Below are 25,998 nucleotides of genomic sequence, written 5' to 3'. Positions count from 1 at the left end.
ACCGGCAAGGGCACTGAAGTTGCGCCCGGCGGGCCGATCGACAGCAGCCATCAGAAGTCCTGATCCCCACCCGCGGCCGATGCTTCGGCGGTCAGTAGTGGGTCGTCTGCGTTTCCGGCAAGCCGTCGCCGGACGTGGGCGCGGATTCGCGCCCGCATCGGCGATTCGTCGCCCTGCGTGCTCTCCGGACCTACTCCTGGCACGAAAATGGTTACTGCGCAGCCTGTTTCGGAATCCGTGGGAATCTGTACCGTCCCGATCCAAGCGTCCCCGTGCAGCTGAAGCGGGGCCGTGTAGTACTCGAATCCACCGCCGGAATCCGACTCTCGCGGGGCGGTGACCCGGGCATGCGGCCACAGGTGTTCGGGAACCCCGCGCGTACAGTCCGGCGCCGCGACCACGCTCACCTGGACTGTCGACACGCCTCCCGCACGAGTCACCTGCCACGACACCGCCTGCTCGCTCGCGTCGACGATGCCGGGCGGGCACCGCCGCCAATCCCAGCCCCCGCTGCCCCGCGCGAGCACCAGCCCGCCGCGTGTCGCCTCCACGCCACCCGCTGCCAGCGCGTAATCCTGAGCGCGAGCACGCTGTTCGCTCGCGGGCCGCTGCGCCGCCGCGCCGCCGCGCAGCCGGCCCGGCCCGTCCTGAGTACCGGAATCGGCCCGGCCATCGCGGTCGCGGCCGGCGCCGGGCTGCCGAGCTCCGGACTCGATCGTCCCCCCTTGTTGCTCGCTGTCGCTCGACGCCGGTGGATCGCCGAGCGCCATCTCGCACGCCTCGGTCAGGGCGGCGATCTCATCGGCCACCAGCTGGGCATCGAGGGCGGGAACCGCGTCGAGGGTCGAGGCGGGCCACCATCGAGTTACCCAGTGGGCGTAAGCGAGTCGGCGCAGAGCGGTCGCGAGTTCGGGGCGGGCGGGGGCAGCTGTGAGTTCCTGGGGATGATTGTCGGCCACGGCGAGAGCGACGGGTTCGCCGTAGACAGCCCACAGCCAGTCCTGCGCCGACTCCCGGTCGTCGAGGACAGCAGCGGGGAGGAGCTGGTCGGCGAGCAAGCTCCAACTCAGGTGTCCGCCTGCGACTTCCAGCACGAGAACATCGAGCCCGGGCCCTTCCTCGGTGACCAGCGGCGCGCCTGCGGGGGCCAGCGTCAGCAAGTCGGGAGCCGCGCGGCGGAGGCGAACGGTCGTCATCAGCTGGCCCTCGCTTCCGGAACGGCCACCGGCTCAGCAGTGAGCGCCTGCCGCACCCGCGTCCGATGATCCAAGATCACCGACCGCGCCACGCCATCGAGCAGATCCCACAACTCCCCGGCCTCGTACACCGGCAGATCCCGCACATCCCGCCCGTGTAGCCGCACCCACAGCCGCCGCAGATACGGCCGCCACGGACGACGCAAATCCTCGGCAACCACAGCAAGTGGCCCACTCGAACCATCCGCCGCATGCACCGCATACCGCCGTGCCTGCAGTACGTATCCTTCCCGCCGCCACCGCCCGTTGACAACCTCATGCGCCCGCGACCCGTCACCTCGGCTCTTCATGTCAGCCTTGCCGACGACGTAGCCACCTGCCCGGTTGCCTGCCGAGGCATTCACGCCGCTACCCATCCCGTCGGCCGCGCTTGCCGGCTGACTCGATCCAAGGGGATCGAGTCGACCCCTTTCGACGGCGACACTCTCGGTGCGCGTGCCGGACGCACCAAGCGCGGTGCCACCCGCCGCTGAGTTCCCCATCGGCGAGAGACCCAGCGCCAGTTCACAACCCGTGGCAGCGGCGACGCGCAGCGATTCATCCAGCAACCCCCACGGCGAGCAACTGCGGGAGATCTCCGTGGTCACGAGGTCCGGGATCTCGGGCAGGTCGACTCGGTCGATGCTGCCCTGGAGGACGGTGAAGACGCGTTCGTAGATGGTGCGGTCGAGGGGGAGGGCGAGGTTGGCGGTGGAGGCGGTGGCGCCGAGGGATGGGCAGACCGGCACGGGGTGGGCGGTGAGGCCGAGGTCGTCGGCGCCGTGGGCGGGCTGGGGGTTCCAGAGGGCGATGCCGCGGTGGGTGCCTACGTGGTCGCGGATGAGGTCGTCGAGCAGGGGGCCTGCGTCGGCGGGGTCGCCGTCGCGGGCGAAGGTGCAGGCGTCGAGGAGCTCGGTCAGCTCGGCGGACCGGTCGCGCGGCCCATACCCGGCGAGTGGTCGTCGGCGCCAGGCCAGGTCGAGGAGCACGTTCAGCTCGGTAGCTCGCTGTTGTTCGGTGACATGGCTTTTCAGCGCCGCGGTGGTGCGCCCCCCGGTGCTCTCGTGGATCTCCCGCAGGGTCGCCTCGGCTGTCGCCCGCCCGCGGTCCCCCTCGGGCGCGCCGTGCACCGTCGCCAGTTCGAAGCAGCGCTGGAAGTACAGGTCCTGGGCGTTGCCCTCGGTGATCCGCAGGGCCCGCCGCACCTGTTTGAGCACGGTGAACCAGGCCGCGCAGTCACGAAGTACGTCGGCGCGCGCGTGTACGAGCGCGGTGAGCAGGGTGACGCCGTCGGCGTCGAGGACGGTCGCGGCGCACGCCGGATGCTGCATCGGCCGGATCACCAGTGGATCCACGATGAGCTTCACCGTGCGCCGCAGCGGCCCGCCGTGCGGCCCGCTCAGTGCGTCGACCCCGTCGAGCCCGCGCCATACCTCGTCGAGCACCATGGCGCGAGATCTTCGCATTCGACCAGGTTAGCTGTATCCATTGCGGCTGGCGCCGCGGTTCTCGGCCCTGTGACCACCGACCAAAGTTGGGATCGGTAGGGCGCCGAGGATTCCTACCTTTCTCTCAACGGGTCACCGGCCCGGCTCACCTCGAGAGAAACGGAACCACCATGAACAGCAAGCTGATCGCCGCCCTCGCCGCCACCGCCACCGCGCTGATGGTCACCGCCTGCGGCGACTCCGGCAGCACCACCAGCCCGAGCAGCCCGCCCTCCCCGGGCAGCGCGGCCCAGGCCGCGGGGAACTCCACCGCCAGCGTCGACGGCAAGGAATTCGACGCGAAGTTCGAAACCACCTGTGCCGAACAGGGCGGCATCCTGGCCCTCGCGCTCACCGACACGGCCAACGCCACCTACGGCACCCTCTCGGTCAGCGCGTCCCTCCAGGGGGACACCGTGCAGGCGGTCGCCTTCGCGGGCAGCCAGGGCGGGGCGAACGGTCTGCCCTACGCGGTCGGCTACGGCAACGGCGCGCCCGGCGGCTCGGCCGAGCTCGCCAAGGACGGCAACACCTACCGGATCACCGGCGAGGGCGTGAGCGCGCCCGACTCGACCAACCCGCTGGCCGGACCGTCGACGGTGAAGTTCGACGTCACCTTCGCCTGCTCGACCATCGTCGGCGCCTGACCCGTCGCGACCCGGTCGCACTCATTCGAGGAGACATCATGAAATCCAAGATCCGCGCGGCCGCGGTCGCCTTCGGGGTCCTGTCCATCGGCTACTACCTCTACTACGGCCTCACCTACACACCCGACGAGTTCACCGGCGGCATGCTCGGCTGGGTCGGTCCGCAGATGGCGCTGCCGATCCTCGCGCTCACCATCGTCACGATCGTGTTCGCCTGCACCGGCGACGGCATCATCGAGGCCTTCACCGGTCGCAACAGCGGTGAGTTCCGCGCCGGCGAGCTCGGCATCGGCACCATCACCGCCTTCCGTCAGACCGGGGTCTCGGTCAATGACCAGCCACAGGTCAGGATCGATTTCCGGGTGGAGGGAGCTGACGGAAAGGTCTTCGATTCCCAGGCCACGATGATCGTGCCGCTCACCGAGCTGGCGCTGCTGCAACCCGGCGTGGTGCTGCCGGTGCGATATCTGCCGGGCCGCACCGACAAGGTGGAAGTGGATCGCTCCGGTGACGCGGGCGCCGCGCAGCGGGCGATGAACGAGTCGCTCATCCGCAAGGGCATCACCACCCGCGGCAAGCTCGACATCGCCGAACGCGGCCTGTGCGCGCAGGCGGTGGTGCGCAGTCTCGACGTGTCGGGCCGCATCCGCGGCGGCTATACCGAGGTAACCCTCGGTCTGGTGGTGACCCGCCCCGACGCCAGCACCTTCCAGACTCGCGTCGGCAAGTACCTGCCGCCCTCGGCGATCGGACACGTCCAGATCGGCCGCGTCATCCAGGTGCGCTACCTACCCGGCAACGAGCAGGAGGTGGTGATCGCGCTGCCGGTCAACGCGGGCTGACGACACCGTGTCCACTCGCGAGTGCTGTGCCCCCTGGCACAGCACTCGCCGAGTTTTGGTCGGGCGTTCATCTTCGCGTTCCCGGTGGCTTTCCTGGGCTGCCTACCGTGCCCGGAGTCCGACCTACCCAGGAGTCACTGTGAGCCCGAAACCGCTCGCCCTGTTCATCAAGCATGACGGTCAGTCGGCACGCGCCGCCCTGACCTGTGAGTACAAGTGCGGCAACGCCTGCTTCCACGAGGTGCCCAACACCTCCGACGGTGCCTACTTCGGCGACATCGTCGCTGGTCTCAACCGCCGAGGACTGATCAAGGGCGGTGCGGCCGTGGTGCTCGGCGTCGGTGCGGTGAGCGTGCTGGCCGCCTGCGGCGACGACAGCTCCGACACCGGCTCGACTCCCACCGGCTCGGCCGGCACCGGCACGGCCGGCACCGGCACCGGCACCGGTTTCACCGCCGTCGCGCCCAACACCGAAGACGCGCTGGTCATCCCGGAAGGCTACGAGCAGTCGGTGGTCATCCGGTGGGGCGACGCGGTGCTCGAAGGCGCGCCCGCGTTCGACTTCGACGCCCAGACCGCGGCCGCCGCCGCCCAGCAGTTCGGCTTCAACTGCGACTTCGCCGGCCTGCTGCCGATCGAGGGTCAGGCCGACAAGTTCCTGCTGGTCGTGAGCCACGAGTACACCACCGAGCCGATGATGTTCCGCGGCTACGACTCCGCAGCGCCGACCCGCGAGCAGTTCGAGATCGCGCTGGCCGGGCACGGTCTCAGCGTCGTCGAGGTGCACGGGAAGTCGGACTCGGGTGAGCTGAAGCCCGCGTTCGGCAAGTACAACCGCCGTCTCACTGCCACCTCGGAGTTCGAAGTCAAGGGTCCGGCCGCGGGTAGTGACCTGCTCAGGACCACGGCCGACCCGACCGGCACCAAGGTGCTCGGCACCCTCAACAATTGCGCAGGCGGTGTGACTCCCTGGGGCACAGTGCTTTCCGGCGAAGAGAACTTCAACCAGTACTTCGCGAACGCGGAAACCGTCACCGATCCCGCGGGGGCCGCGCGGCTGAAGCGCTACGGCATCCCGACCGGCGCCTCCGAGCGCAAGTGGGAGACCTTCGACCCCCGCTTCGACGTGGCGGCCGAACCCAACGAGGTCAACCGATTCGGCTACATCGTCGAGCTCAACCCGTGGGACGCCACCTCCGTTCCGGTCAAGCACACCTCGCTCGGACGGTTCAAGCACGAGGCCGCCACCATCTACGTGGCCGGTGACGGCAGTGTCATCGCCTACAGCGGTGACGACGAGCGCTTCGACTACATGTACAAGTTCGTCTCCACCAAGAAGGTGCAGCCGGGCATGGGCGCGGCGAGCATGCGCCACAACATGACCATCCTCGACGAGGGCACGCTCTACGTCGCCAAGCTCACCGGTGACCACGCCGACGAGATCGACGGCTCCGGCAAGGTCCCCGATGGCGGCTTCACCGGCAAGGGCCAGTGGATTCCGCTGCTCGAGACCGGTGCCGACGGCAAGGGCAAGTCGTTGGTCGATGGCATGTCCGCCGAAGAAGTCGCCGTGTTCACCCGCCTGGCCGGTGACAAGGTGGGCGCCACCAAGATGGACCGCCCGGAGGACTTCGAGGCCAACCCGAAGACCGGCAAGGTCTATGTCGCGCTGACCAACAACACCAACCGCGGCAAGGACGACTACCCGCGCGCCGACGAGGCCAATCCGCGCAATCTGAACAAGAACGGCCAGGTCCTCGAGATCGCCGACGACCACACCGGCACCGACTTCACCTGGACGCTGCTGCTGGTCTGCGGCGACCCCGCCGCCGCCGACACCTACTTCGGCGGCTTCGACAAGTCGAAGGTCAGCCCGATCTCCTGCCCCGACAACCTGGCCTTCGACCCGCACGGCAACCTGTGGGTCTCCACCGACGGCAACGCCCTGAAGTCCAATGACGGACTGTTCTCGGTGATTCTCGACGGCCCCGACCGCGGGGAGACCAAGCAGTTCCTCACCGTGCCCCGCGGCGCCGAGACCTGTGGTCCGATCGTCACCGAGAAGCATGTCATCGTCTGTGTCCAGCACCCCGGCGAGTCCGACGACGCCACCGTCGACAAACCCCTGTCGAACTGGCCTGACGGTGGCTCCGCCCAACCTCGGCCCTCGGTCGCGGTCGTCTGGAAGAAGAACGGCGGTCGCATCGGCGTGTAGCCGACCACCGATCTGCCGAGGAAACCGGTACTCGACTGGGCGAGTACCGGTTTTCTCGTTGTCGCCCTAGCTACTGCCGAACAGCCCGGACATGTTGGCGAAACGCGCGAAATCACCCTGGGCGCCGCTGTAGACGTTGACGTCGGTGGCGCCGCCGATCCCGGGGACGCTGCCGCGGTCGGTGGTCTGCCAGAAGGTCCAGTGCGGCCAGCCGCCGGGGACTTCGGGGTGCTCACCGCCGCTGTAGTCGGCGATCCAGAGCGGGTGGTGGGTGAAGGCGTTGGTGTCGGCCATCGCCGTCTGCCAGAAATGGGGATAGGTGTAGATGATCGCCGTTCGGCCGGTGAGGGCCCGCACGGTGTTGAGGTAGCGGTGCGTCCAGTCGATCAGCTCCGGCGGGGCCAGCCCGCCGGACACCTCGAGGTCCAGGACCGGCGGCAGATCCAGCGGGCCGTTCTGGCCGAGGACGGTCGCCGCGTACATCGCCGCCTGCGGTTCGGGTGGAAGTTCGGGGCGCGCGTAATGATAGGTGCCGCGTGCCACGCCCGCGGTGCGCATCAGGACGCTGTCGGTGACGAAGTACGGATTGACGTAGTGCAGCCCCTCGGTGGCCTTCACCATCGCGAATTGATGACCGGCCGCGCGCACGGCGTGCCAGTCGATCATCTGTCCGTCCACGTGCTGCCAGGATGACACGTCCGGCCCGCTCGGCGTGCCCTGCGCGGTGACGGGCACGAAGGCCCCCACCGCGACCAGCGACAACGCGGTGCACCCGCGGCGAACAGTCGAACTCCAGCGGTCGGTGTCCATGGCGCTCGACCGTAGTCAGTCGATGCCCCTGTGGCCAGTGGTGTCGATGGGGTGTCCGCGAATAGTTGTCCAACCGAAAGCCATCGGTGGCTGCCCGTACTTTGGTGCCCACACCGGTGGACGGGAGTGGTGGGTGATGGCGCGCAAGCGTGAGGTGCGGTCCACCACGGTCACGACCATGCGTTTGTCGTCGACGCGGTGAGGACTGTCCAGAAGGGTGCCGGTCATGAACTCGAAGGCCGCGGCGGCTGGACGGCCATCGCCTGCGCGAGTTCGTCAGCGGTGGCGGTTTCGCCACGCTTCGTGGTCATGTGTATGACCAGATTCTCGTGTGGCAACCATCCATCAGCCGAGCCAGTCCAGGACCGAGGCGGCGGTCCAGGACTGCTGCATGCTGCCGAGGGGGGCGCCGGTGAAGGGTTCGTAGTATTCGGCGAAGCTGCCGTCGCTGGCTTGGCGCAGGCCCTCGGCGCGCAGCATGTAGGAGCGTTCGGCCCAGCCGCGGCGGGCGAAGGCCCAGGAGAACAGCCAGCTCATCACGGGCCAGACGGGGCCTCGCCAGTATTCGCGGGGGCGGAAGTCGCCGGAGACGGGGGAGGTCGACGGGGGGAGGGCGTAGCGCAGGTCGGGGTGGCCGCAGAAGCGCGGGCCCTCGAAGGTGTTGAGCAGGGCGCGTTCGGCGTGGCGGGGCAGGCCGCCCGAGATCAGTGGGGCGAACATGGCCAGGGTCTCGGTGCTGATCCAGCGTTGCAGACGTACGTCGTAATCGCGTGCGGCGCCGGTGCGTTCGTCGGCGGTGGCGACGACGCCCTGGCGGAACCGTTCGGCCCAGGTGTGCAGTTCGCGCACATCGGAGTGCGGTTGCTTGTACTCCTCGCCGATATTGGCGAGCACATCACAGGCCAGTGCGAAGATCGCCGAGACGAACACGTCCTCGACGGCGAAGCTCATCGCCGAGGTGAGCTGGAAGTCGTCGTAGTTCGCGCGCCGCATCTGCTCGACCAGCCACAGGTAGCGGTCGTATTCGCGGTCGCTCGGGCGCTGGGTCGGGTCGGAGATGACGGCGGTGTCGGCGCGACGGTAGGGCGGCAGGTCGGCGCCGGGCACCACATTGGCGTAGGCGCGGTCCCAGCGCGGCGAGTTGTCCATGCCGGATTCCCAGCCGTGATAAAGCGTGATCCGACCGGTCTCCTTGGGGTCGCGGGCATGGGCGAGCCAGCGGTGCCAGCGCACCAGACCCGGCCAGCGGCGGTTCAGGAATTCCTCGGCGACGGCCCGGGTCGAGCGGCCGTGCCTGCGGGAATGGTCGAGGATGCGCTGCACGGCGATCGCGTGCACCGGTGGCTGGGTGATCCCGGAGGTGTCGGGGCCGTCGGGCGCGTTCGCCGCCAGCTTGCGACATTCCCAGCGCGCGGGCCCGGGGAAATAGCCGTCGACGCCGTTGGCGAAGACGATGTGCGGGATCATCCCGTTCTTCCACTGCGCCGAGAGCAGCGTGTCGAGTTCGACGACGGCCCGCTCCACACTCAGCGGCGCCAGCCCCACCGCGACGAACGCCGCGTCCCAGCTCCACATGTGTGGATAGAGCCGGGGCGCGGCGCTGGTCATCGTACCCAGGTCGTTGCCGCGCAGAAGGTAGGCGGCGCGGGCCGCGAGCTGCGTCGAGGTGAAACCTGGGTCCGTCATCTCCCTATTCTGCGGCGGCACCGGCCCGGTGGCACCTCGGCTGGGCTGTGACGATCAGTACCCCTCTTGACGCGGTTCGTTCTGCGCCGCCGCGCCGACCGAGCTGAGCATGGTGGTGATGCACAGTCCGATGAGCAGGTTGATCACCGCGGTCGCGATCTTGGCGTCCATGTCGGCCACCAGAGTGAACGGCAGGATCACCGCGACGGCGGTGACCAGCAGGCAGATCCAGGTGAAGAAGGTCAGCGGGCTGGGCATGAGCGCCAGCAGCACGGTCAGCAGGGCCGTGGCCAGCAGCGCGGCGCCCGCGGCGGCGAGGGCGTAGGACGTGGTCGACACCGTGCCGTAGGCACCCGCGCCCTCGGGCGCGAGGATCGCGACGCCGAGCACGCCGCGCACCAGCATGATCGCGACGACGACGAGCAACGCCGCCACGATGGCGGTCCCGACACCACCCGCCCACAACTTGCCCATGTTGATCGACGGTTTCGGCGGCTGCCCCTGCTGCGGATACTGCGGGTTCGCTGGTCCGTAGTTGTACCGGGGATCGGTCATCCTTCGACGGTACTAGCGCATGCCGCTGATCAGCGCAAAAACGCCCCAGGAGTCGCATTCCGACCCGACTTCCGCCCGATTTGCCGGAATCCGGCACGGCCGCATGCTGGACGGTTGATCACCAGGCTCCCAGGTGAGCATCGCCCGAGAAGCGAACGCCACCACAGCCTGATGATCTTGATCGTGGCGCCCGCTAGCGTGGTGGGATGACGGTGACCAGTACTCCTGCTCCGACGGCGTTGATCACGGGGGCGAGTCGAGGGCTCGGTGCGGCGATCGCCCGGGAACTCGCCGCGACGCATGAACTGCTGCTCGGCGCCCGCACCGCCGACGCGCTCGCGCCGATCCTGGCCGAACTGCCGGGCGCCACCGGGTGGCCGGTCGCGCTCACCGACTATCCAGCCGTCGCCACGGCTGCCGAGTCGATCGGGCGACTCGATGTGCTGGTCCACAATGCGGGCATCGCCGACCTCGGCACCGTCGTCGAGTCGAGCGTCGAGCAGTGGCGGTCGACCCTCGAGGTCAATCTGATCGCGGTCGCCGAGCTGACCAGGATCCTGCTGCCCGCGCTGCGCGCCGCGAACGGGCATGTGGTGCTGATCAATTCGGGTGCCGGATTGCGGGCGAACGCGGGGTGGGCGTCATACGCGGCGAGCAAGTTCGGGCTGCGCGCCTTCGCCGACGCGCTGCGGCTCGAGGAGCCGACCCTGCGCGTGACCTCGATCTTCCCCGGACGCATCGACACCGACATGCAGCGCGCGATCGTCGCCGACGAGCGCCGCGACTATCGGCCCGAGGAGTTCCTCACCCCGGAGACGGTGGCCGGTGCCGTGCGCACCGCCGTCGACACCCCGCGCGACGGACATCCGACGGAGATCGTTTTGCGTCCTCGCTGACCAGCGTGTCCTGATTCGGTATGGTCGCGATTCGTGCGGTGTGGGGGCATCGCGCTGGTTCGCGTACGGGTGCTCGCCGATTCAGCCGCTCGACGGACGCGGTGGGTACGGTCCTGCTGTTCTTCGCACGTGCCCGCCCGCGGGCGCCTGGTCGAGTAGGGGTTCGGAAGTGGACAGACGTCGAATGCTGGCGTTGCTCGCGGCGGGTAGCGCCGTGGCGCTGACCGGATGCGCGACGGCCGGTGGTGAAGCGGTGAGCGCCGGTTCCGGGGGCGAGATCCCGCTGCCGGAACCCGTGCCGGCCCCGCCGCTGCTCCCGCCCCCGCCCGGCGGCCCGAAGACGATCATCGGCGCCGAGACCATCACGGCCCTGCCCGGCGCGGGCACCAGCATGGCGCTCACCGTCGACGACGGCGCCAGCCCGGAGGTGGTCGGCGCCTACGTGCGGTGGGCCGAGGACACCGGCGCCCGCTTCACCTTCTTCGTCACCGGCTACTACGAGTCCTGGACCATCCACCGCGACGCCCTGCGGCCACTGGTCGACTCCGGCCAGATCCAGCTCGGCAACCACACCTGGGACCACACCGCGCTCACCAAGCTCGACGCGACCGGCATCGCCGACCAGCTCGGCCGCACAAAAGACTTCCTGCACAACACCTTCGGCGTCGACGGCACCCCGTTCTACCGCCCACCCTTCGGCTACCACAACGCCGCCGTCGACCGTGTCGCCGCCGACCTCGGCTACACCGTGCCCACCATGTGGTACGGCTCGCTCTCGGACTCCGGCCTGATCACCGAGGAGTACCTGATCGAGTGCGCGCGAAAGTATTTCGCCGCCCAGGCGATCATCATCGGCCACGCCAACTTCCCACCGGTCACCCACTGCTACGGCGAACTCGTCGACATCATCCGCGAACGCAACCTGTCCCTGGTCACCCTCAACGATGTACTGCAGGTACAGGTTTGAGTCAGACCGCCCGGTCGTAGCCCGATCTGGTATAAATTCTGATAGCCGTGCGCTATGGCCTGCTCGATCGTGGCGCAGGGTGACATTGAAGTGGTCTGCACATTGAAATAACCCCGGCGATGTGACCGTAGTCAGGGATCGTTCCGGGGTCTTCGAAAACAACGGTAGGGGCGGGTGGGGGCATTGTCAAGTAACGCAACTGTGCGGTGGCGAGCCGAGGTCGTTGCCGACCTACTCAGCCACCAGCGCCTGAGTTCGTATCTCGCTGTCACGCCAGACCTCGATTCCGCCCTGGCGTTGTACGAGTGGAACTCTGACGCCTCAGCCGCCGTGTTCGCACTGATCGCGCGCACCGAAGTGCTCACCAGGAACGCGATGGATGGGGCATTGGCCCGCTGGTCGAACCGTCGACACCGGACGGCCGAATGGTTCGATCACGTCCCGCTGGACCGGCGCGGCGACGCTGATCTGGCGGAGGCACGGAGGCGGTGTTCCCGCTGCCGCACCGCCGAAGCGCACGGAAAGGTGATCGCCGAACTGTCTTTCGGATTCTGGCGGTACCTGGCGACGTCGCGCTATCACGCATCGATCTGGGTGCCGGGCCTCCACACAGCGTTTCCGCTGGGGAACCCAGACATTCGACGTAGGCGAGGGCAGGTCGAGCAGTGCCTCAAGAACCTGCACCAGGTACGCAACCGGGTCGCGCACCACGAGCCGATTCATGCCTACGACCTGCGCCAGACGGTGGACGATGCGCGTCGATTGGCCGGGTGGATCGCGCCCGACGCGGCAGCGTGGATCATGGCCCGAGAAAGGGTCACCGTCGCTTGTCGGCAGCGCGCCGAGGTTCCCCTCCGGATCAGCGGCGCCGGTGGAACAGGCGGTAGAGGTTGAGGTCGTAGCCCCAGCCGAACGCCTTGGGCGTGAACAGGCGGGGGTCGTCGGGGTTCCACGCGCGCGCCTTGACGCGGGCCCAGGTGGGGCGGCGCCAGTCGTAGGGCATACCGGCGAGGGTGCCCTGGGGTTCGGGAACCCGGGTGTCGTCGCGGTCGGTCACGGTGGCCTCCTAGGGGACGATGTTGACCATTTTTCCCGGAACCACGATCACCTTGCGCGGTGCCTGACCGTCGAGCAGCGCCACGACCTTCTCGTCGGCCAGCGCCGCGGCCTCGATGGCGGCGGGGTCGGCATCGGCGGGGACCTGGATGCGGCTGCGGACCTTGCCCTTCACCTGGATCGGGTACTCCACCGAATCCGCCACCAGCAGTGCGGGATCAGCGGTCGGGAAGGGTCCGTGGGCCAGGGATGCGGTGTGGCCCAAGCGTTCCCACAGTTCTTCGGCGATGTGGGGGGCGAGGGGGGCCAGCATCAGCACCAGCGGTTCCACGGCGGCGCGGGGTGCGGCGTCGGGGTAGTTCTTGGTGAGGTGGTTGGTCAGCTCGATCAGCTTGGCACCGGCGGTGTTGTCGCGCAGGGCGGCCAGGTCCTCGTCGACGCCGGCGATGGTGCGGTGCACCAGGCGCAGGGTCTCGTCCGAGGGCGCGGCGTCGGTGGTCTTCACCGTGCCGGTCTCCTCGTCGACCACCAGGCGCCACACGCGCTGCAGGAAGCGGTGCGCGCCGACGACATCCTTGGTGGCCCAGGGGCGGGAGGTGTCCAGCGGACCCATCGACATCTCGTAGAAGCGGAAGGTGTCGGCACCGTAGAGATCGCACATCTCGTCGGGCGAGATGGCGTTCTTCAGCGACTTGCCGATCTTGCCGTACTCCTGGGCGACCTCGATCTCGACGCCGTCGGGACCGGTCCAGAAGAACTTCGCGTCGCGTTCGACCACCTCGGCGGCGGGCACGTAGGCGCCGCGGGAATCGGTGTAGGCGTACCCCTGGACGTAGCCCTGGTTGTACAGGCGCCGGTAGGGCTCGCTGCCGGACACGTCACCCAGGTCGAAGAGCACCTTCTGCCAGAACCGCGCGTACAGCAGGTGCAGCACCGCGTGTTCCACACCGCCCACGTACAGGTCGACCCCGCCCGGATCGTTCGGGCCGTGCTCGGCCGTGCGCGGGCCCAGCCAGTACTTCTCGTTCTCCTCGGCGCAGAACGTCTCGGTGTTGGTCGGGTCGGCGTAGCGCAGCTGGTACCAGGAGCTGCCCGCCCAGTTGGGCATGACATTGGTGTCGCGGCGGTACTGCTTGGGTCCGTCGCCCAGGTCGAGTTCGACAGTGACCCAGTCGGTGGCCTTGGCCAGCGGCGGGGACGGCTCGGAGTTCGCGTCGTCGGCGTCGAAGGTGACCGGCGCGAAGTCTTCCATCTCCGGAAGTTCCACGGGCAGCATGGATTCCGGCAGCGCGTGCGCGACACCGTCGGCGTCGTAGACGATCGGGAACGGCTCGCCCCAGTAGCGCTGGCGAGCGAACAGCCAGTCGCGCAGCTTGTACTGGACGGTGCCGGTGCCGTGGCCCTCGGCCTCCAGGTGACCGATCATGGTCGCCTTGGCCTCGTCGACCGAAAGTCCGTTCAGGAAGTCGGAATTCACCAGTTCGCCGTCACCGGACCAGGCGGCTTCGGTGATGTCGCCGCCGGAGATCACCTCGACGATCGGCAGGCTCAGTGCGGTGGCGAACTCCCAGTCGCGGCCATCGTGGCCGGGGACGGCCATGATCGCACCGGTGCCGTAGCCGCTGAGTACGTAGTCGGCGATGAAGATCGGCACCTGCTTGCCGTTGGCCGGGTTGGTCGCGTAGGAGCCGAGGAAGACGCCGGTCTTCTCCTTGTTCTCCTGGCGTTCCAGATCCGTCTTGGCCGCGATCGACTCACGATAGGCGGCGACGGCTTGCGCCGGAGTGGCGGCGCCGCCGTTGGTCCAGCGGGCCTCGGTGCTGTCCGGCCAGGCGGCGGCGGTCAGCTTGTCGACCAGCTCGTGTTCGGGGGCCAGCACCACGTAGGTCGCGCCGAACAGGGTGTCGGGGCGGGTGGTGAACACCTCGATGGTCTCGTCCTCGGGTGCGTCGAAACGCACCTGCGCGCCGCGGGATCGGCCGATCCAGTTGCGCTGCATGGACTTCACGTTGTCGGGCCAGTCCAGGGTGTCCAGGTCGTCGATCAGGCGATCGGCATAGGAGGTGATCCGCATCATCCACTGCCACATGCGCTTACGGAACACCGGGAAGTTTCCGCGCTCGCTGCGGCCGTCGGCGGTGACCTCTTCGTTGGACAGCACCGTGCCCAGACCCGGGCACCAGTTGACGATCGAATCCGACTGGTACACCAGGCGATACGAGTCCAGTAGCGCGCCGCGCTCGATGGCGCTCAGCGTGTTCCAGTCACCGTCGGGAACCGGGCGCGCGCCGCTGGCGAACTGGTCTGCCAGATCCGCGATCGGCCGGGCGCGACCGGCTTCCTGGTCGTACCAGGAGTTGTAGATGCGCAGGAAGATCCACTGTGTCCACCGGTAGTACTCGGGATCGGTGGTGGCGAAGGAGCGGCGCGGATCGTGGCCCAGACCCAGGCGGTCCAGCTGACGCTGCATGGTGGCGATGTTCGATTCGGTGGTCACCCGCGGGTGCGCGCCGGTCTGTACCGCGTACTGCTCGGCGGGCAGGCCGAAGGCGTCGTAGCCCAGCGCGTGCAGGACGTTGCGGCCGTGCATGCGGTGGTAGCGGCCGAACACATCGGTGGCGATGTAGCCCAGCGGATGGCCCACGTGCAGGCCGGCACCCGAGGGGAACGGGAACATGTCCTGGATGAACAGCTTGTCGGCAGGCGTCTCGCCCGCGAGCGGGCCGACCGGGTTGGGCGCGTGGAAGGTGCCGCGCTCGGTCCAGTTCTGCTGCCAGCGCCGCTCGATCCGCCCAGCCAGCTCGGCGTTGTACCGGTGCTGAGGTACGTCACTCTCGGTAGTACGAGTGTCCTGCACGGTCCTGCCTTCTTGTTCTCGCCGATTCCCGATAACCATTCCAAACACTGTCCAACAGGGTAGAACGTCGACGCTATCGGATTTCCCATGGGCCGAGACTGCGGCCTGGGCGGCGCGTACCCGGTGCGAGCCGAGGCACGCACCGGTGTGGGGGCGGTCACCTCGGCGGGGAGCACTGATTCCGGTGTCGTCGCGGGTGCGCTAGCCTGCAGGAATGGTCGTCGTCGCTCTCCTGCTGTTCGCGCTGGCCGCGGTCGCCATCGCGACCGGCGTGCTCGGATTGATCGGCAAGCTGCCCCGCAACCGCTTCGTCGGTGTCACCACCGAAGCGGCACTGCACAGCGATGACAACTTCCGCATCGCCAACCGCATCGCCGCCCCCACCTCCGTCGGTGCCGGTTTCCTGCTCTTCGCCGGTGGTCTGGTGGCCCTGGTCGCGGGCGGTTTCGCGGCCCTCGGCGTGGCCGTGCTGGTGGCTGTCGTCGCCGTCTTCACCCTCGGCGCGGGCGCGAACGCCGCCGCCCGTACCGTCGAGCCCCTGATGCCTCCCGCTCCCGTCGGTGGCTGCGGCTCCTCCTGCGGCGGCTGCTCACTGCGCGAGACCTGCGCCCCGGCCAACTGAACCTGCCCGCGCCTACGCCGTCATGGTGGATGGGGAGTCGCCCCGGCGCGGTCTCGAGGCCATACGCGCGCACCGATGCGATCGCGCTCGACTCCCTCGCCAGGACAACTTCCCAATACCAGGGAATGCCCGCGCTCGCGTATCGCATTTTCTTCGACTCGATATCGGTCTGCGAGTTGCCGGGCGACAGCACCTCGCCGACGAGCGCGACATCGCCGGCTCGAAGATCCTGATACGCCGAGCCGAGGCCGCTCGACCAGCGCGTCGGCTCGATTCCGGCGGCCGGGTTTCGGCGATGGGGGGCGGGGGTACCAAAGGTACTGAGGGCACTCAGGGGGAGGTCGACATGGTGTTCGTAGCGGGTTTGTTGTTCGCTGTTGTCGGGGGAATCGCGTTGGGGCAGGCGCCGATGGTGGGTGTTCCGCTGTTGGTTGTCGCGGTCGCGCTGGGGTTCCTCGGGGGGCGTGAACTCGTTCGCCGCTGGTTCTCCGTTGGTCGGGCCGGAGGGTGGAAGCGGCCGACTGCTTGGCTGACGGTGTTCGGTGTCGGCGGGACATCCGTGCACGGAGACGGTGGTTCCGGCAGCGCCTCGCTCGGTGGGTCGGACAGCGGCGGGGGTGGTGACAGTAGCAGTAGCAGTGGCGGCGGAAGTGGGAGCTGAATCGACGCTTCAGCCGTCCGTTGGCGGCGGTACCGAGTGAGACAGCGGACTGTTCGCGGGGTTGAGGTAGAGCACGAGGATGCGGGTTTCGGTTGGCCCGCCGTTGCGGGCGACGTGGGCGTTCGCGGGGCCGCTCGGCTCGCGGAACACGTGGAAGCGCGGGTATTCGGCGGGCCCGCGTTCGAGGTAGGGGTGGTCGAGAACGCCCCGGGTGACCACGACGAACAGGGTGCCGTCGTGATAGTGCCACCCGCTGGTGCCACCGGGAGCGATGCGGGTGCGACGGAGCACGATGTCGTGGCCGGCCACGCGCAGACGCAGGAGAGTGCGGCTGGCGGTGCCGACCGCCGGAGCGGGGTTGGGGCGGAATTCACGGTCTCGCCACCGAGTCATACCGACATCGAACACCACCCGGCCGCCGCCGTGTGGGAACAGCTGTCCCGGCCAGGGCATCAGTCGATCTGGCGCCATGGTCCGCGCAGGTCGCGCAGAGCCGCGTGGACCGCGCGGCCTGCGGCGGGGTCGCCGACGGTGATGCGGGCGCTTCCGTCGGGGTAGGGCTTGGCGCGGATGCCTGCGCGGCGCAGGGCGGTGGCGACGCCTGGGCCGGGGAGGTAGAGGAAGTTGGCGTGACTGGCCGGGACGTCGATTCCGCAGGCGCGGAGGGTATTTCGGAGGGCTTCTCGTTCGGTGTTGATGTGGGTGACGCGGCTGTGGAGTTCGTCGTCGGCGGCGTAGGCGGCGCGGACGGCGGCGACCGCGGCGGTGCCGATGCCGAAGGGCAACTGCTGGGCGCGGATTCGTTCGATCAGCTCGCCGCGGCCGACGCAGTAGCCGATGCGCAGGCCGGCCAGACCGTACGCCTTCGAAAAGGTGCGCAGAATCAGCAGATTGGCGTGCCGGTGGAGCAGGGCGCGCAGATCGAGGCGGTCGGCGGGGGCGAGGAACTCGACGTAGGCCTCATCGAGCAGCACCGGGACCCGGCGGGGGATGGCGGCGAGGAAGGAGCGTACGGCGCCCGTGTCGAGCACCGTGCCGGTCGGGTTGTGTGGTCGGCACAGCACCATCAGCGCGGTGCGCCGGTTCACCGCGCGGCGCAGGGCCGGTAGGTCCTGGTCACCGGCGGTGTCCAGCGGCACCGGTACCAGCGACAGGCCCGCCATCTCCGCCATCAGCGGGTACCCGTCGAAGGTCGGTGTGCTGGTGACGAGTTCGCCGGTGCCCAGGGCCCGCATCACCTGCATGGCGACACCGGTGGCGCCCGCGCCGACGACCACCTCCGCCGCGCCGACCCCGAGATGTTCGGCGATCATCCGGGGCAACCGCTGGGGCAGGAACTCCGGATACCGGTTCGCCTGGCCGATCGTTTCGCTCACCGCCGTCATGATGGAAGGCAGTGGTGGAAAAGGATTCTCGCTGAGCCCGAGATCGAACAGCGCGGGGGCCGAATCGCGCACCCGCTGCGACGGAAGGGTCGGTTCGACGAGCACGCTCATCGCGCCGCCCCCCACCGGATCGCCGCCGCACCGGCGAAATCGCCCGCGTGCGCGAAGGCCGACAACAGCACCACCGAACCATTGCGCAACCTACCCGCGCGGTTCTCCACGTCGAGCGTCACCGGAATGCCCGCGGCGAACAGGTTTCCACACTGATCGAAGGTGTCGGGATGGCGCTCGGCGGGAAGTTCCAGCGCGTCGTGCCAGTTGCGCAGGAACAGCCTGTTCGGCTGATTGGTGACGAGAGTATCGATGTCGCGGCCCTTCACGCCGATGTGCTCGCACACCGCCAGTGCCACCTCGGGCACCAGCCGATTGCCCCGCGCGAACACCTTGGTGATCTTCGATTCGGTGAAACTCACACAGCCCTGGCCCTCACCGGGTTCCCAATACTTGCGCGGGCCGTTGGTGGAGAAGTCCATGTCGCCCGCGAATTCGGGATAGGTACGGCAATCGATGTCGAGGATCGGTGCCGAATCATCCTTGCGCAGCAGGCCGATCCCGCACCCGTCACCGGGAACCGGCGCCTGGGCGAGTTTGCGGATCTCGGGCTGGGTGAACACCGGCCCGGCACAGTTCTGCGCGGCGACGACCAGTGCCGTCTTCGCCGCACTGGTTGCCATGATCATCCGAGCCAGCGACATCATGTGCACGAAGGCCGCACAGCCGCCGTTGTGCACATCGAGGACGTGGGCGGGGCGCGCGCCGAGTCGTCGGGCCAGCTCGGGACCGGCCCCGAGCACCGGGTTGTCGGGCAGTTGGGTGTGGGTGATGATGATGTCGAGCTCGGCGGCCAGCCCGTCACCGTGGCGTTCGCGCAGTGCGGCGAAGGCCCGTTCGGCCATGTCGACAGCGGTCTCGTCGCGGGCGATGTGGTGGCGGCCGGTGGGCGAACGGAACATCACGTTCTTCGCCATTCGCTCGGACCGGGAGTACTGGGTGAAATAGTCGGTCGGCACGGGTTCGCCGGGCAGGTAGCTCGCGACGTCGACCAGGCTCACCTGGGGCATGGGGGAATTCACTGCATCCACTCCGGCTTGATCGCGAGACCGTGCGCCGCACGGTACTCACAGATGGCTTTGAGATTGTCGAGCTCCAGTTGGTGCCCGGCCGAGAACATCTCCCAGAAGTCACCGACCCAGACCGGCCGTTTCGGCGGAGCCGTTTCGGGATAGCCGTTCTCGTCGTAGAAGGGGTGTTTGCAGTTGACCCACAGCACCACCGAGCCGGGCTTGTCGAACACCACCTGCGCGTCGACGACCCGCATCAGGTAGATCATCCACAGGTGTTCGGACTGGTCCCAGGCACAGTGGTAGTCGACGGTCATCGCGTCAGGGTGGGCGACGGTGCGGGTGAAGCACTTGGTCTGATCGCCCAGCCGGTCGTAGGACAGCCACAGGCCCGGCTCGTCGGTTTCGGTGAAACCGCGCAGGCTGTAGGTCCATTCCTCGAGCGAGCGGGTGTCGGCCAGATACTCGTATACCTCGCGTGGCGGCGCGGCGATATAGGTCTGCACCGGGCAGTACTCGCCGAAGATCTGGTCGTGCGGATACACCGACCGCAGCATGTCCATGATGATCGGGGTGGTCGCTTCCCGGTCGGAGTTCTCGATGCGCAGCACGCCGGGTACCACCCCCTCCGGGATGTCGCTGAGTGCGGGCAGGGCGCTGGTGGTCACTGGGAGCTCCTCGCGGATTCGATGGTCGACAGGAAAGGCAGGAAAGGCGGTACTTCGTCGGGGTCGCAGACGATTTCGAGGAAGGCGGGTCCGGGGGCGGTGAAGCTGTGATGGAGCGCGTCGGCGAGCTCGGCGGGTTCGGTGACGGTGTGGGCCGGCAGCCCGGGGAACATGGCCGCGATGCCCGCTCCCAGGTGTGCGGTGTGGAAACGGTTGAAGCTGTAGCGATCTCGGTAGTAGAGCTGTTCGCGAGTCACACACATGGCATGCGCGTTGTTGTTGAACACCACGAAGGTGATGGGCAGCGCGTGTTCGACGGCGGTGTGGATCTCCATGCCGTGCATGTAGAACGCGCCGTCACCCGCGATCACGACCGTGCGGTGCCGACCATCGGTCGCGTCGTGGCGGGCGAACGCGGAACCGATACCCGCACCGAAGGCGTACCCCATCCCGCCCATGCCGAGGGCGACGACGAATCGTCCGCCCTCGGGCACCCGCAGATGATGCACGACCGCGGCGCCGGTGTTGCCCGCGTCGGCGAAGATGTCCGCGCGCGCAGGCAGCGCGGTCTGGATGGCTTCGACGACGGTGCGATACCGCAGGCCGGGGCCCGATGTCTCGGGTACCGGTAGCGGCGTCGGTGTGCTCGCCGAACTGCTCGACGGTGCCGGATCCAGCTGTCCCAGCAGCCAGGTGATGTCGGCAGCGAGATCGGTGCTCGGCGCATGGGCGGTGGGCAGATACGGCGCCAGCACGCCGAGGCTGAGCAACGTGCGGCTGGTCAGCGCCGATTCCAAACCGGCGCGGGTCGGCACCGGCAGGCGGGTGCCGACGAGCAGACAGACACTCGCCGACTCCAGTGCCGCGACCAGCTCGGGATGACCCATGCTGCCCGCGACGCCGCTGTATCCCGGACCTGTCGCGGGGTAGACATCCTTGGCGTCGGGAGCCACGCCGATGGTGGCGTCCAGCATGGACACCAGCTCGGCTAGTTCGGCACGGGCGTTGTCGCGGGCCACCTGGTCGCCCGCGATGACCACCACTGTGCCGAGCGCCCGAGCAGCGGTGAGATCATCGGCGACCCGGCGCAGCGCCGCGCGGCGCTCGTCGAGCTCGGGCGAGGCGAGGGCATCAGTCGGGACGGTGCGTTGTCTGCGCTCGGTCGGAGCGTGGGAGTTGACGCCGGGTGCGGCGCCCGAGTCGGTCGGCATCGACTGCTGCTGCACATCTTTGGGGAGGAGCAGGACCGCAGGTCCACCGCCGCGTGCCGCCGCGAGTGCTGCTGCGAGCTGAGCAGGCAGTTCGGCTGGATCGGTGATTCGCGCGCAGTAGCGACTGATCGTTGCGAACAGCGCTGCCGCATCCGGTGATTCAGCGAGTCCGCTCGAGTCCTGGAAGGCGCCAAGTCCTTCCAGGACAGTGGGCGCCTGGCCGACCAGCGCCAGTACGGGCACCCGCGACGCATACGACTCGGCCAGCCCCGCGACCAGATTCATCGCCCCGCCACCGGAGGTCGCGGCGACAACGCCGAGTCCGCCCGTGCTGCGGGCGTACCCGTCGGCCATGGTGGCGGCCGAGAACTCGTGCTTGGCGACGATCCCGGCCGGGTGTCCGCCCGCGTCGAAGATCGCGTCGTAGAGGTCCTCGATATTGGCGCCGTCGACACCGAATATCTGGGTGATCCCCAGGTCGGCGACCGCGCCCACCAGATAGTCGACCACTCTGTCCGGCATCGGTTCTCCTTCGGCGCGAGTATTCGTCGGCGATCGTGCTGACCAGCGGATATCCGGAGCACGGATCGTCGACTACACGAGGGATACGGCGTGGCTCGGGGACGGGTTCACAGGGTGGTCGAAATCCACCCCTTGTGTGTACGTATACATCTACGTATAGTGAGTTCATGCCCAACAAGACGATCTACGTGGCCGATGACGATCTACCCCTGTTCCAGCGGGCGCAGGAGCTCATCGGCGGCAACCTCTCCGGCGCCGTTGTCGCCGCGCTGCGCCGGCTCATCGAGCTGGAGGAGGGGCGTCAGGCGGGGTTCGAGGAGATCACCTTGCAGGTCGGTCGCGACGGCGTCCGGCAGGTGCGCTTCCAGGGCTCGCTACTGGGCGAATGGCGCGACGTCGGCGACGAGCGGGTGCTGCACCAGCGGGTCTATCGCAGTCGCAAGGGCAAGTTCGTGCTGCACACGCACACCGCGCTGTGGCGGGACTATCCGACCGGCGAGGCCGCCGGCGACATGAAGGACTGGAAATACTGGCGCCGGATGTTCGGCATCGGCGACCGGCCCTGGGATTGGGGCGATTACGAGTACGAGATCATCGACGAACTCGCGACGCTGAAGGGCCGCATTCCGGACAAGCTGTACCGCAAGGTCGAGGACATCACCGCGCATCCGCAGGTGGAGGAGCTCGACATCTAGCGCTGAAGACCACAACCGCACACTCACATCGTCACCGCAGCCCCCTGGGGGTTGTGTCGATGACTCATGCACATATTCGCAGAACTTAATGAGAACTGGAAGGAACGACCACCATGGTCAACGGTCATCCGGGACCCGCCATCACCGCACGCGGCCTGTGTAAATCCTATGGCGACCACACGGTCCTCGACGGCATCGACCTCGCCGTCACCGAGGGCACCGTCTTCGCCCTGCTCGGCCCGAACGGCGCGGGCAAGACCACCACCGTGCAGATCCTCACCACGCTGATCGGCGCCGACGCCGGCGAGATCACCGTCGGCGGCCACGATGTGCGCGCCGACCGAGCGAGCGTGCGGGCGCTGATCGGCGTCACCGGGCAGTTCGCGGCCGTCGACGAACTGCTGACCGGTCGCGAGAACCTGCACCTGATGGGCGACCTCGAGCACCTGCCCCGGCGCGAATCCCGCAGGCTGGCAACCGAACTGCTGGAACGCTTCGACCTGGTCGAGGCCGCCGACAAACCGGCCGGCACCTACTCCGGCGGCATGACCCGCAGGCTCGACCTCGCGATGACCCTGGTGGGCGACCCGAAGGTGATCTTCCTCGACGAGCCGACCACCGGACTCGACCCGCGCAGCCGCCGTGCCATCTGGGACATCATCCGCGGCCTGGTCGACGATCTGGGCGTCACCGTCTTCCTCACCACGCAGTACCTGGAGGAAGCCGATCGCCTGGCCGACCGCATCGCGGTGCTCGACGACGGCCGCATCGTCGCCGAAGGCACCGCGGCGGAGCTGAAACGGTTGATCCCCGGCGGGCACATCCGCATCGACTTCCGTGAGCAGGCCGCCCTGGACGCCGCACGCTACGCATTCGGCTCCGCCGCCCAGGTACTCGAGGGCGGCGACGGACTCACCCTCGCCGTTCCGGGCGACGGCGGCGTGCGTTCCTTGCGCGCGGTGCTGGATCTGCTCGATGCCGAGAACATCGAAGCGGGCGGCATTTCCGTGCACACCCCCAACCTCGACGACGTCTTCCTCACCCTCACCGGCCGTGCGACCACCACCGAGCAGGAGTCTCTGCGATGACCACCCGGACCACCCAGCGCTACGCCCTCGCCGACACGATGACGATGCTGCGGCGCAACATGATTCACGCCAAGCGGTACCCGAGCATGGTCTTCAGCATCATCATCATGCCGACCGTGCTGCTGCTGGTGTTCAACTTCGTCTTCGGTGGGGCGTTGGAGAAGTCCTCCGGCGGCAACTACATCGACTATCTGGCACCCGGCATGATGCTGCTGCTGCCCGCGTACATGACGGTATCGGTCGCGGTGTCGATCGCGACCGACGCGAGCAAGGGGATCGTGAACCGCTTTCGGGTGATGTCGATCTCGCAGTCGTCGGTGCTCACCGGGAAGGTGCTCGGCGCACTTCTCCAAGCGACCGGCGGCATCCTCGTGATGACCGGCGTCGCACTGCTGATCGGGTTCCGGCCCAACGCGAACCTCATCGAGTGGCTCGCCGCGCTGGGTCTGCTGGTGGTGGTGACCTTCTCCCTCTCCTGGCTCGCCATCGCGCTCGGCCTGATCTCACCCAATGCCGAAAGCGCCAGCAACGCACCCTTTCCGATCATCATGTTGCCGTTCCTTGGCAGCGGGCTGGTAGCCACGGAGACAATGCCGGTCGGGCTGCGCCAATTCGCCGAGTACCAACCCTTCACGCCCATCACCGAGACGCTGCGCGGACTGCTGATGGGCACCGAGATCGGCGCGAACGGCTGGATCTCGCTGGCCTGGTGCGTGGCGATCGCCGCGGGCGGCTACTTCTGGTCGATGTCGATCTTCCGCAAGCAGAACTGATCGACGACCCGGTCGAACAGCCCCGGAACCCGCCGGGGCTGTTCGCTGTCTCAGACCTGAGCGACCAGCACCGTTTTGCCCGAATCCACCGAGGTGATCTCCACGCTGCTGATCGACTCCGGCGGGGCGTCGATGGTGCGGGCCACCGTGAGTTCGGTGCCCGGCCCCGCGGGCCACTGGTCGAGTTCGATCCGCTGCTCACCCGCGGTGACGACCAGACCGTAGGTCCAGACGTAGCTGGAACCCACCTCGCTGGGTGGGTAGCGGCAGGTCATCACCAGTCGGGTGCGCTCACCGTCGCGGACCAGCTTCACCTGCGCGCTGATCGGCGTCTGCTCGACCGCGCGCATCTCCTGCTGGGCGACGACCTGTTCGGTCGAGGCATCCGACCGCGCGACCGTCACGGTGATCGGAATCGCGATCGCCACCGCGGCAGCCGCGGCGGCCACCGCGCTGCCGATCCCGAGCCACCGGCGCCGCTGCTCCCTGCGCTGGGCCGCCGCGGCCAGCGTGGGAATCAGATCCGGCACCGGCGGCGGCGCGGCGGCCGGGGATTCGATCATCGACAGCGCGGTCTCGCGGTCGACCAAGGCGAGCATGCCCGGCATCGCGGCCAGTTCGGCCACCGCCTCGGCACAATGCGGGCAGTCGATCAGGTGCGCCTCGTATTCGCGCCGCTCGGCGGCGCTCAGTGAACCGAGGACATAGGCGGCGTCCCAGGTGCTGTACTCGTCAGCGCGATCGTTCATCGGTTCGTCACCCCCATCTCCTGTAATGCCAGCCGCATCGCCCGCATGCCGTAGTGCAGGCGTGACTTCACCGTGCCAGGCGGAATGCCGAGTTCGTCGGCGATCTGCTGCATCCCGAGGCCGCGATAGTAGGCGCGCACGATCACCTCGCGATGATCCGGGCTCAGCGTGCTGAGCGCGTCGGCGACCAGCCAGCCGTCGAGGGCCCGATCCGACTGGTCGGGACTCACCTGCTCGGGTGGGGTGTCGGTGCCGAACTCGCGGCGATGGCGGGCGCTGCGGTGCTCGTCGACGGCGAGATGCCGGGCCACGGTGAACAACCAGGCGCGCGGGGAGGTGTCGGTCTGTTCCAGCACAGCGGGGCGCTGCCAGGCGCGCAGCAGGGTCTCCTGGACGATGTCCTCGGCCCGGCCGGGATCGCGCACCAGGCCGAGGGTGAAGCGCCACAGCGCGGGCGCGTGCTCGGCGTAGAGCGCGCGCATCAGTTCGTCGCGGCCGTCGTCCATCGGGCGGTCGCCCTCACTGCTCGTCGGAATACATGGTCACTCCTACCCGGTCGAAGGAGTAACGGGGTCAGTTGCGTTCGAGTTCAATCGGATGGGTCGCCAGCAGCGCGAGCGGCAGCGGTTGGCGGCGCAGCACACCCGACCACAGGTCGTGGCGATCGGTGGCGATCGGGTCCGAGGGCAGCGCCGAGACCACGATCCAGTCGTCGTTGTCGAGTTCGCCGTCGAGCTGACCCATCGACCAGCCCGCGTACCCGGCGAAGATCCTGATCCGCTCCACCAGTGGGCCGATCTCGGCCGGATCGGCGTCCAGATCCACCAGCACCACGCGCCCGTCGACCCGGCGCAGACCACGTACCTCGCTGATGTCGACACCGGTGCGCAGCGTGCCGAGGCACAGGGCCGCGTCGCGTTTCACCGGGCCGCCGATATAGAGATCGGACGGCGAGGCGGCCAACTCGGCCCACGCGGGCAGCACATCGACCACCGGGGTCTCGCTCGGCCGGTTGAGCACGACGCCCAGACTGCCCGCTTCGTTGTGCTCGATGATGTACACGACGGTCCGCCGGAAGGTCGGCTCGACCAGATCGATCGCCGACACCAACAGATTGCCCGCGCGGACGCCCGCCGCGGGCTGGCCGCGGCGTCGGTCGTCGCCGTGCCCGTCGCGAGTCCGGCGCTCGTCCGGGTCGTCTCCGCGTGCCACTGAGTCATCATCGCATTGGACCGGTGTCACGCGCTCGT

Annotated in this window: 24 protein-coding genes; 9 read left to right on the top strand and 15 right to left on the bottom strand. The window is 68.4% G+C overall.

Going from position 1 to position 25,998, the window contains the following annotated elements; translation table 11 throughout:
* Window positions 1–50: 50 nt before the first annotated feature.
* Both BOX37_RS32310 and BOX37_RS35680 read right to left on the bottom strand, forming a co-directional pair.
* Window positions 51–1,196, bottom strand: a complete 1,146-nt coding sequence (locus BOX37_RS32310; protein ID WP_084760476.1) for a hypothetical protein — start codon at window positions 1,194–1,196, stop codon at window positions 51–53.
* Entirely contained in the window at window positions 1,196–2,683 is a 1,488-nt protein-coding gene (locus BOX37_RS35680; RefSeq protein ID WP_240505482.1) for a hypothetical protein, read from the bottom strand. The genes BOX37_RS32310 and BOX37_RS35680 overlap by 1 nt, the downstream gene beginning before the upstream one ends.
* A 170-nt stretch (window positions 2,684–2,853) precedes the next feature.
* On the opposite strand from BOX37_RS35680, the gene BOX37_RS32295 reads away from it, so the two are divergent.
* The 3 genes from BOX37_RS32295 (at window position 2,854) to BOX37_RS32285 (ending at window position 6,426) form a co-directional block, all read left to right on the top strand.
* On the top strand, window positions 2,854–3,369 hold the full coding sequence (locus BOX37_RS32295) for a lipoprotein LpqH (protein WP_071930921.1): 516 nt from the start codon (window positions 2,854–2,856) through the stop codon (window positions 3,367–3,369).
* A gap of 38 nt (window positions 3,370–3,407) precedes the next feature.
* A complete protein-coding gene (locus tag BOX37_RS32290) occupies window positions 3,408–4,211 on the top strand; it encodes a hypothetical protein (protein WP_071930920.1) in 804 nt (267 codons plus the stop codon).
* 139 nt (window positions 4,212–4,350) lie between these two features.
* Window positions 4,351–6,426, top strand: a complete 2,076-nt coding sequence (locus BOX37_RS32285; RefSeq protein WP_071930919.1) for a PhoX family protein — start codon at window positions 4,351–4,353, stop codon at window positions 6,424–6,426.
* Window positions 6,427–6,492: 66 nt separating this feature from the next.
* On the opposite strand, the gene BOX37_RS32280 is transcribed toward BOX37_RS32285, so the two are convergent.
* The 3 genes from BOX37_RS32280 to BOX37_RS32265 all read right to left on the bottom strand — a co-directional run bounded on the left by BOX37_RS32280 (window position 6,493) and on the right by BOX37_RS32265 (window position 9,477).
* Complete coding sequence (locus BOX37_RS32280; RefSeq protein WP_071930918.1) at window positions 6,493–7,236, bottom strand: glycoside hydrolase family 25 protein; 744 nt, start codon at window positions 7,234–7,236, stop codon at window positions 6,493–6,495.
* Between the two features lie 345 nt (window positions 7,237–7,581).
* Entirely contained in the window at window positions 7,582–8,922 is a 1,341-nt protein-coding gene (ggh, locus tag BOX37_RS32270; RefSeq protein ID WP_071930916.1) for a glucosylglycerate hydrolase, read from the bottom strand.
* A gap of 54 nt (window positions 8,923–8,976) precedes the next feature.
* Window positions 8,977–9,477: a DUF6069 family protein gene (locus BOX37_RS32265; protein ID WP_084760475.1), complete on the bottom strand. Its 501-nt coding sequence runs from the start codon at window positions 9,475–9,477 to the stop codon at window positions 8,977–8,979.
* A 206-nt stretch (window positions 9,478–9,683) separates the two neighbouring features.
* Between BOX37_RS32265 and BOX37_RS32260 the strand changes: the two genes are divergently transcribed.
* Both BOX37_RS32260 and BOX37_RS32255 read left to right on the top strand, forming a co-directional pair.
* Entirely contained in the window at window positions 9,684–10,373 is a 690-nt protein-coding gene (locus tag BOX37_RS32260; protein WP_071930915.1) for an SDR family oxidoreductase, read from the top strand.
* A gap of 184 nt (window positions 10,374–10,557) precedes the next feature.
* The gene (locus BOX37_RS32255; protein ID WP_071930914.1) at window positions 10,558–11,340 is read left to right on the top strand and encodes a polysaccharide deacetylase family protein; all 783 of its coding nucleotides are present in this window, start codon (window positions 10,558–10,560) and stop codon (window positions 11,338–11,340) included.
* 859 nt (window positions 11,341–12,199) lie between these two features.
* Here the strand turns inward: BOX37_RS32255 and BOX37_RS32245 are convergent.
* Together BOX37_RS32245 and leuS are read right to left on the bottom strand one after the other, a co-directional pair.
* A complete protein-coding gene (locus tag BOX37_RS32245) occupies window positions 12,200–12,397 on the bottom strand; it encodes a DUF5808 domain-containing protein (RefSeq protein WP_071930912.1) in 198 nt (65 codons plus the stop codon).
* Between the two features lie 9 nt (window positions 12,398–12,406).
* Window positions 12,407–15,253 carry a leucine--tRNA ligase gene (gene leuS, locus BOX37_RS32240; protein ID WP_084760472.1) on the bottom strand — a complete coding sequence of 949 codons (2,847 nt, stop codon included), beginning with the start codon at window positions 15,251–15,253 and terminating at the stop codon, window positions 12,407–12,409.
* Between the two features lie 214 nt (window positions 15,254–15,467).
* Here leuS and BOX37_RS32235 point away from each other — a divergent pair, with 214 nt between their 5' ends.
* Window positions 15,468–15,875 (top strand): SdpI family protein, encoded by a 408-nt coding sequence (locus tag BOX37_RS32235; RefSeq protein WP_071930910.1) that lies wholly within the window; start codon window positions 15,468–15,470, stop codon window positions 15,873–15,875.
* Window positions 15,876–16,545: 670 nt separating this feature from the next.
* On the opposite strand, the gene BOX37_RS32225 is transcribed toward BOX37_RS32235, so the two are convergent.
* The 5 genes from BOX37_RS32225 to BOX37_RS32205 are packed head-to-tail and all read right to left on the bottom strand — an operon-like array spanning window position 16,546 to window position 21,443.
* Window positions 16,546–16,929 carry a cupin domain-containing protein gene (locus BOX37_RS32225; protein WP_071932063.1) on the bottom strand — a complete coding sequence of 128 codons (384 nt, stop codon included), beginning with the start codon at window positions 16,927–16,929 and terminating at the stop codon, window positions 16,546–16,548.
* A 59-nt stretch (window positions 16,930–16,988) separates the two neighbouring features.
* Window positions 16,989–18,032 carry a pyridoxal phosphate-dependent aminotransferase gene (locus BOX37_RS32220; RefSeq protein ID WP_084761093.1) on the bottom strand — a complete coding sequence of 348 codons (1,044 nt, stop codon included), beginning with the start codon at window positions 18,030–18,032 and terminating at the stop codon, window positions 16,989–16,991.
* On the bottom strand, window positions 18,029–19,042 hold the full coding sequence (locus BOX37_RS32215; RefSeq protein ID WP_071930909.1) for a 3-oxoacyl-ACP synthase III family protein: 1,014 nt from the start codon (window positions 19,040–19,042) through the stop codon (window positions 18,029–18,031). The genes BOX37_RS32220 and BOX37_RS32215 overlap by 4 nt, the downstream gene beginning before the upstream one ends.
* Window positions 19,043–19,050: 8 nt before the next feature.
* Window positions 19,051–19,710 carry an SRPBCC family protein gene (locus BOX37_RS32210; RefSeq protein ID WP_071930908.1) on the bottom strand — a complete coding sequence of 220 codons (660 nt, stop codon included), beginning with the start codon at window positions 19,708–19,710 and terminating at the stop codon, window positions 19,051–19,053.
* On the bottom strand, window positions 19,707–21,443 hold the full coding sequence (locus BOX37_RS32205; RefSeq protein WP_071930907.1) for a thiamine pyrophosphate-binding protein: 1,737 nt from the start codon (window positions 21,441–21,443) through the stop codon (window positions 19,707–19,709). The genes BOX37_RS32210 and BOX37_RS32205 overlap by 4 nt, the downstream gene beginning before the upstream one ends.
* Before the next feature lie 167 nt (window positions 21,444–21,610).
* Here BOX37_RS32205 and BOX37_RS32200 point away from each other — a divergent pair, with 167 nt between their 5' ends.
* From BOX37_RS32200 to BOX37_RS32190, 3 genes are all read left to right on the top strand, one after another.
* On the top strand, window positions 21,611–22,138 hold the full coding sequence (locus BOX37_RS32200; protein WP_071930906.1) for an EXLDI protein: 528 nt from the start codon (window positions 21,611–21,613) through the stop codon (window positions 22,136–22,138).
* Window positions 22,139–22,251: 113 nt separating this feature from the next.
* Entirely contained in the window at window positions 22,252–23,226 is a 975-nt protein-coding gene (locus BOX37_RS32195; protein WP_071930905.1) for an ATP-binding cassette domain-containing protein, read from the top strand.
* Window positions 23,223–23,999 (top strand): ABC transporter permease, encoded by a 777-nt coding sequence (locus tag BOX37_RS32190; RefSeq protein ID WP_071930904.1) that lies wholly within the window; start codon window positions 23,223–23,225, stop codon window positions 23,997–23,999. Before BOX37_RS32195 ends, BOX37_RS32190 begins: the two co-directional genes overlap by 4 nt.
* A gap of 50 nt (window positions 24,000–24,049) precedes the next feature.
* On the opposite strand, the gene BOX37_RS32185 is transcribed toward BOX37_RS32190, so the two are convergent.
* From BOX37_RS32185 to BOX37_RS32175, 3 genes are all read right to left on the bottom strand, one after another.
* Window positions 24,050–24,748, bottom strand: coding sequence for a zf-HC2 domain-containing protein (locus tag BOX37_RS32185; RefSeq protein ID WP_071930903.1), 699 nt, complete (start codon window positions 24,746–24,748; stop codon window positions 24,050–24,052).
* Entirely contained in the window at window positions 24,745–25,254 is a 510-nt protein-coding gene (locus BOX37_RS32180) for a sigma-70 family RNA polymerase sigma factor (RefSeq protein ID WP_071930902.1), read from the bottom strand. Before BOX37_RS32180 ends, BOX37_RS32185 begins: the two co-directional genes overlap by 4 nt.
* Before the next feature lie 67 nt (window positions 25,255–25,321).
* Window positions 25,322–25,960 carry a YqgE/AlgH family protein gene (locus BOX37_RS32175; RefSeq protein WP_071932061.1) on the bottom strand — a complete coding sequence of 213 codons (639 nt, stop codon included), beginning with the start codon at window positions 25,958–25,960 and terminating at the stop codon, window positions 25,322–25,324.
* Window positions 25,961–25,998 lie beyond the last annotated feature (38 nt).

Origin of the sequence: Nocardia mangyaensis (assembly GCF_001886715.1) — a bacterium.
Lineage (GTDB): Bacteria > Actinomycetota > Actinomycetes > Mycobacteriales > Mycobacteriaceae > Nocardia > Nocardia mangyaensis.
The sequence above is the reverse complement of the archived record's forward strand: the minus strand, read 5'-3'. Positions and strand labels throughout refer to the sequence as shown.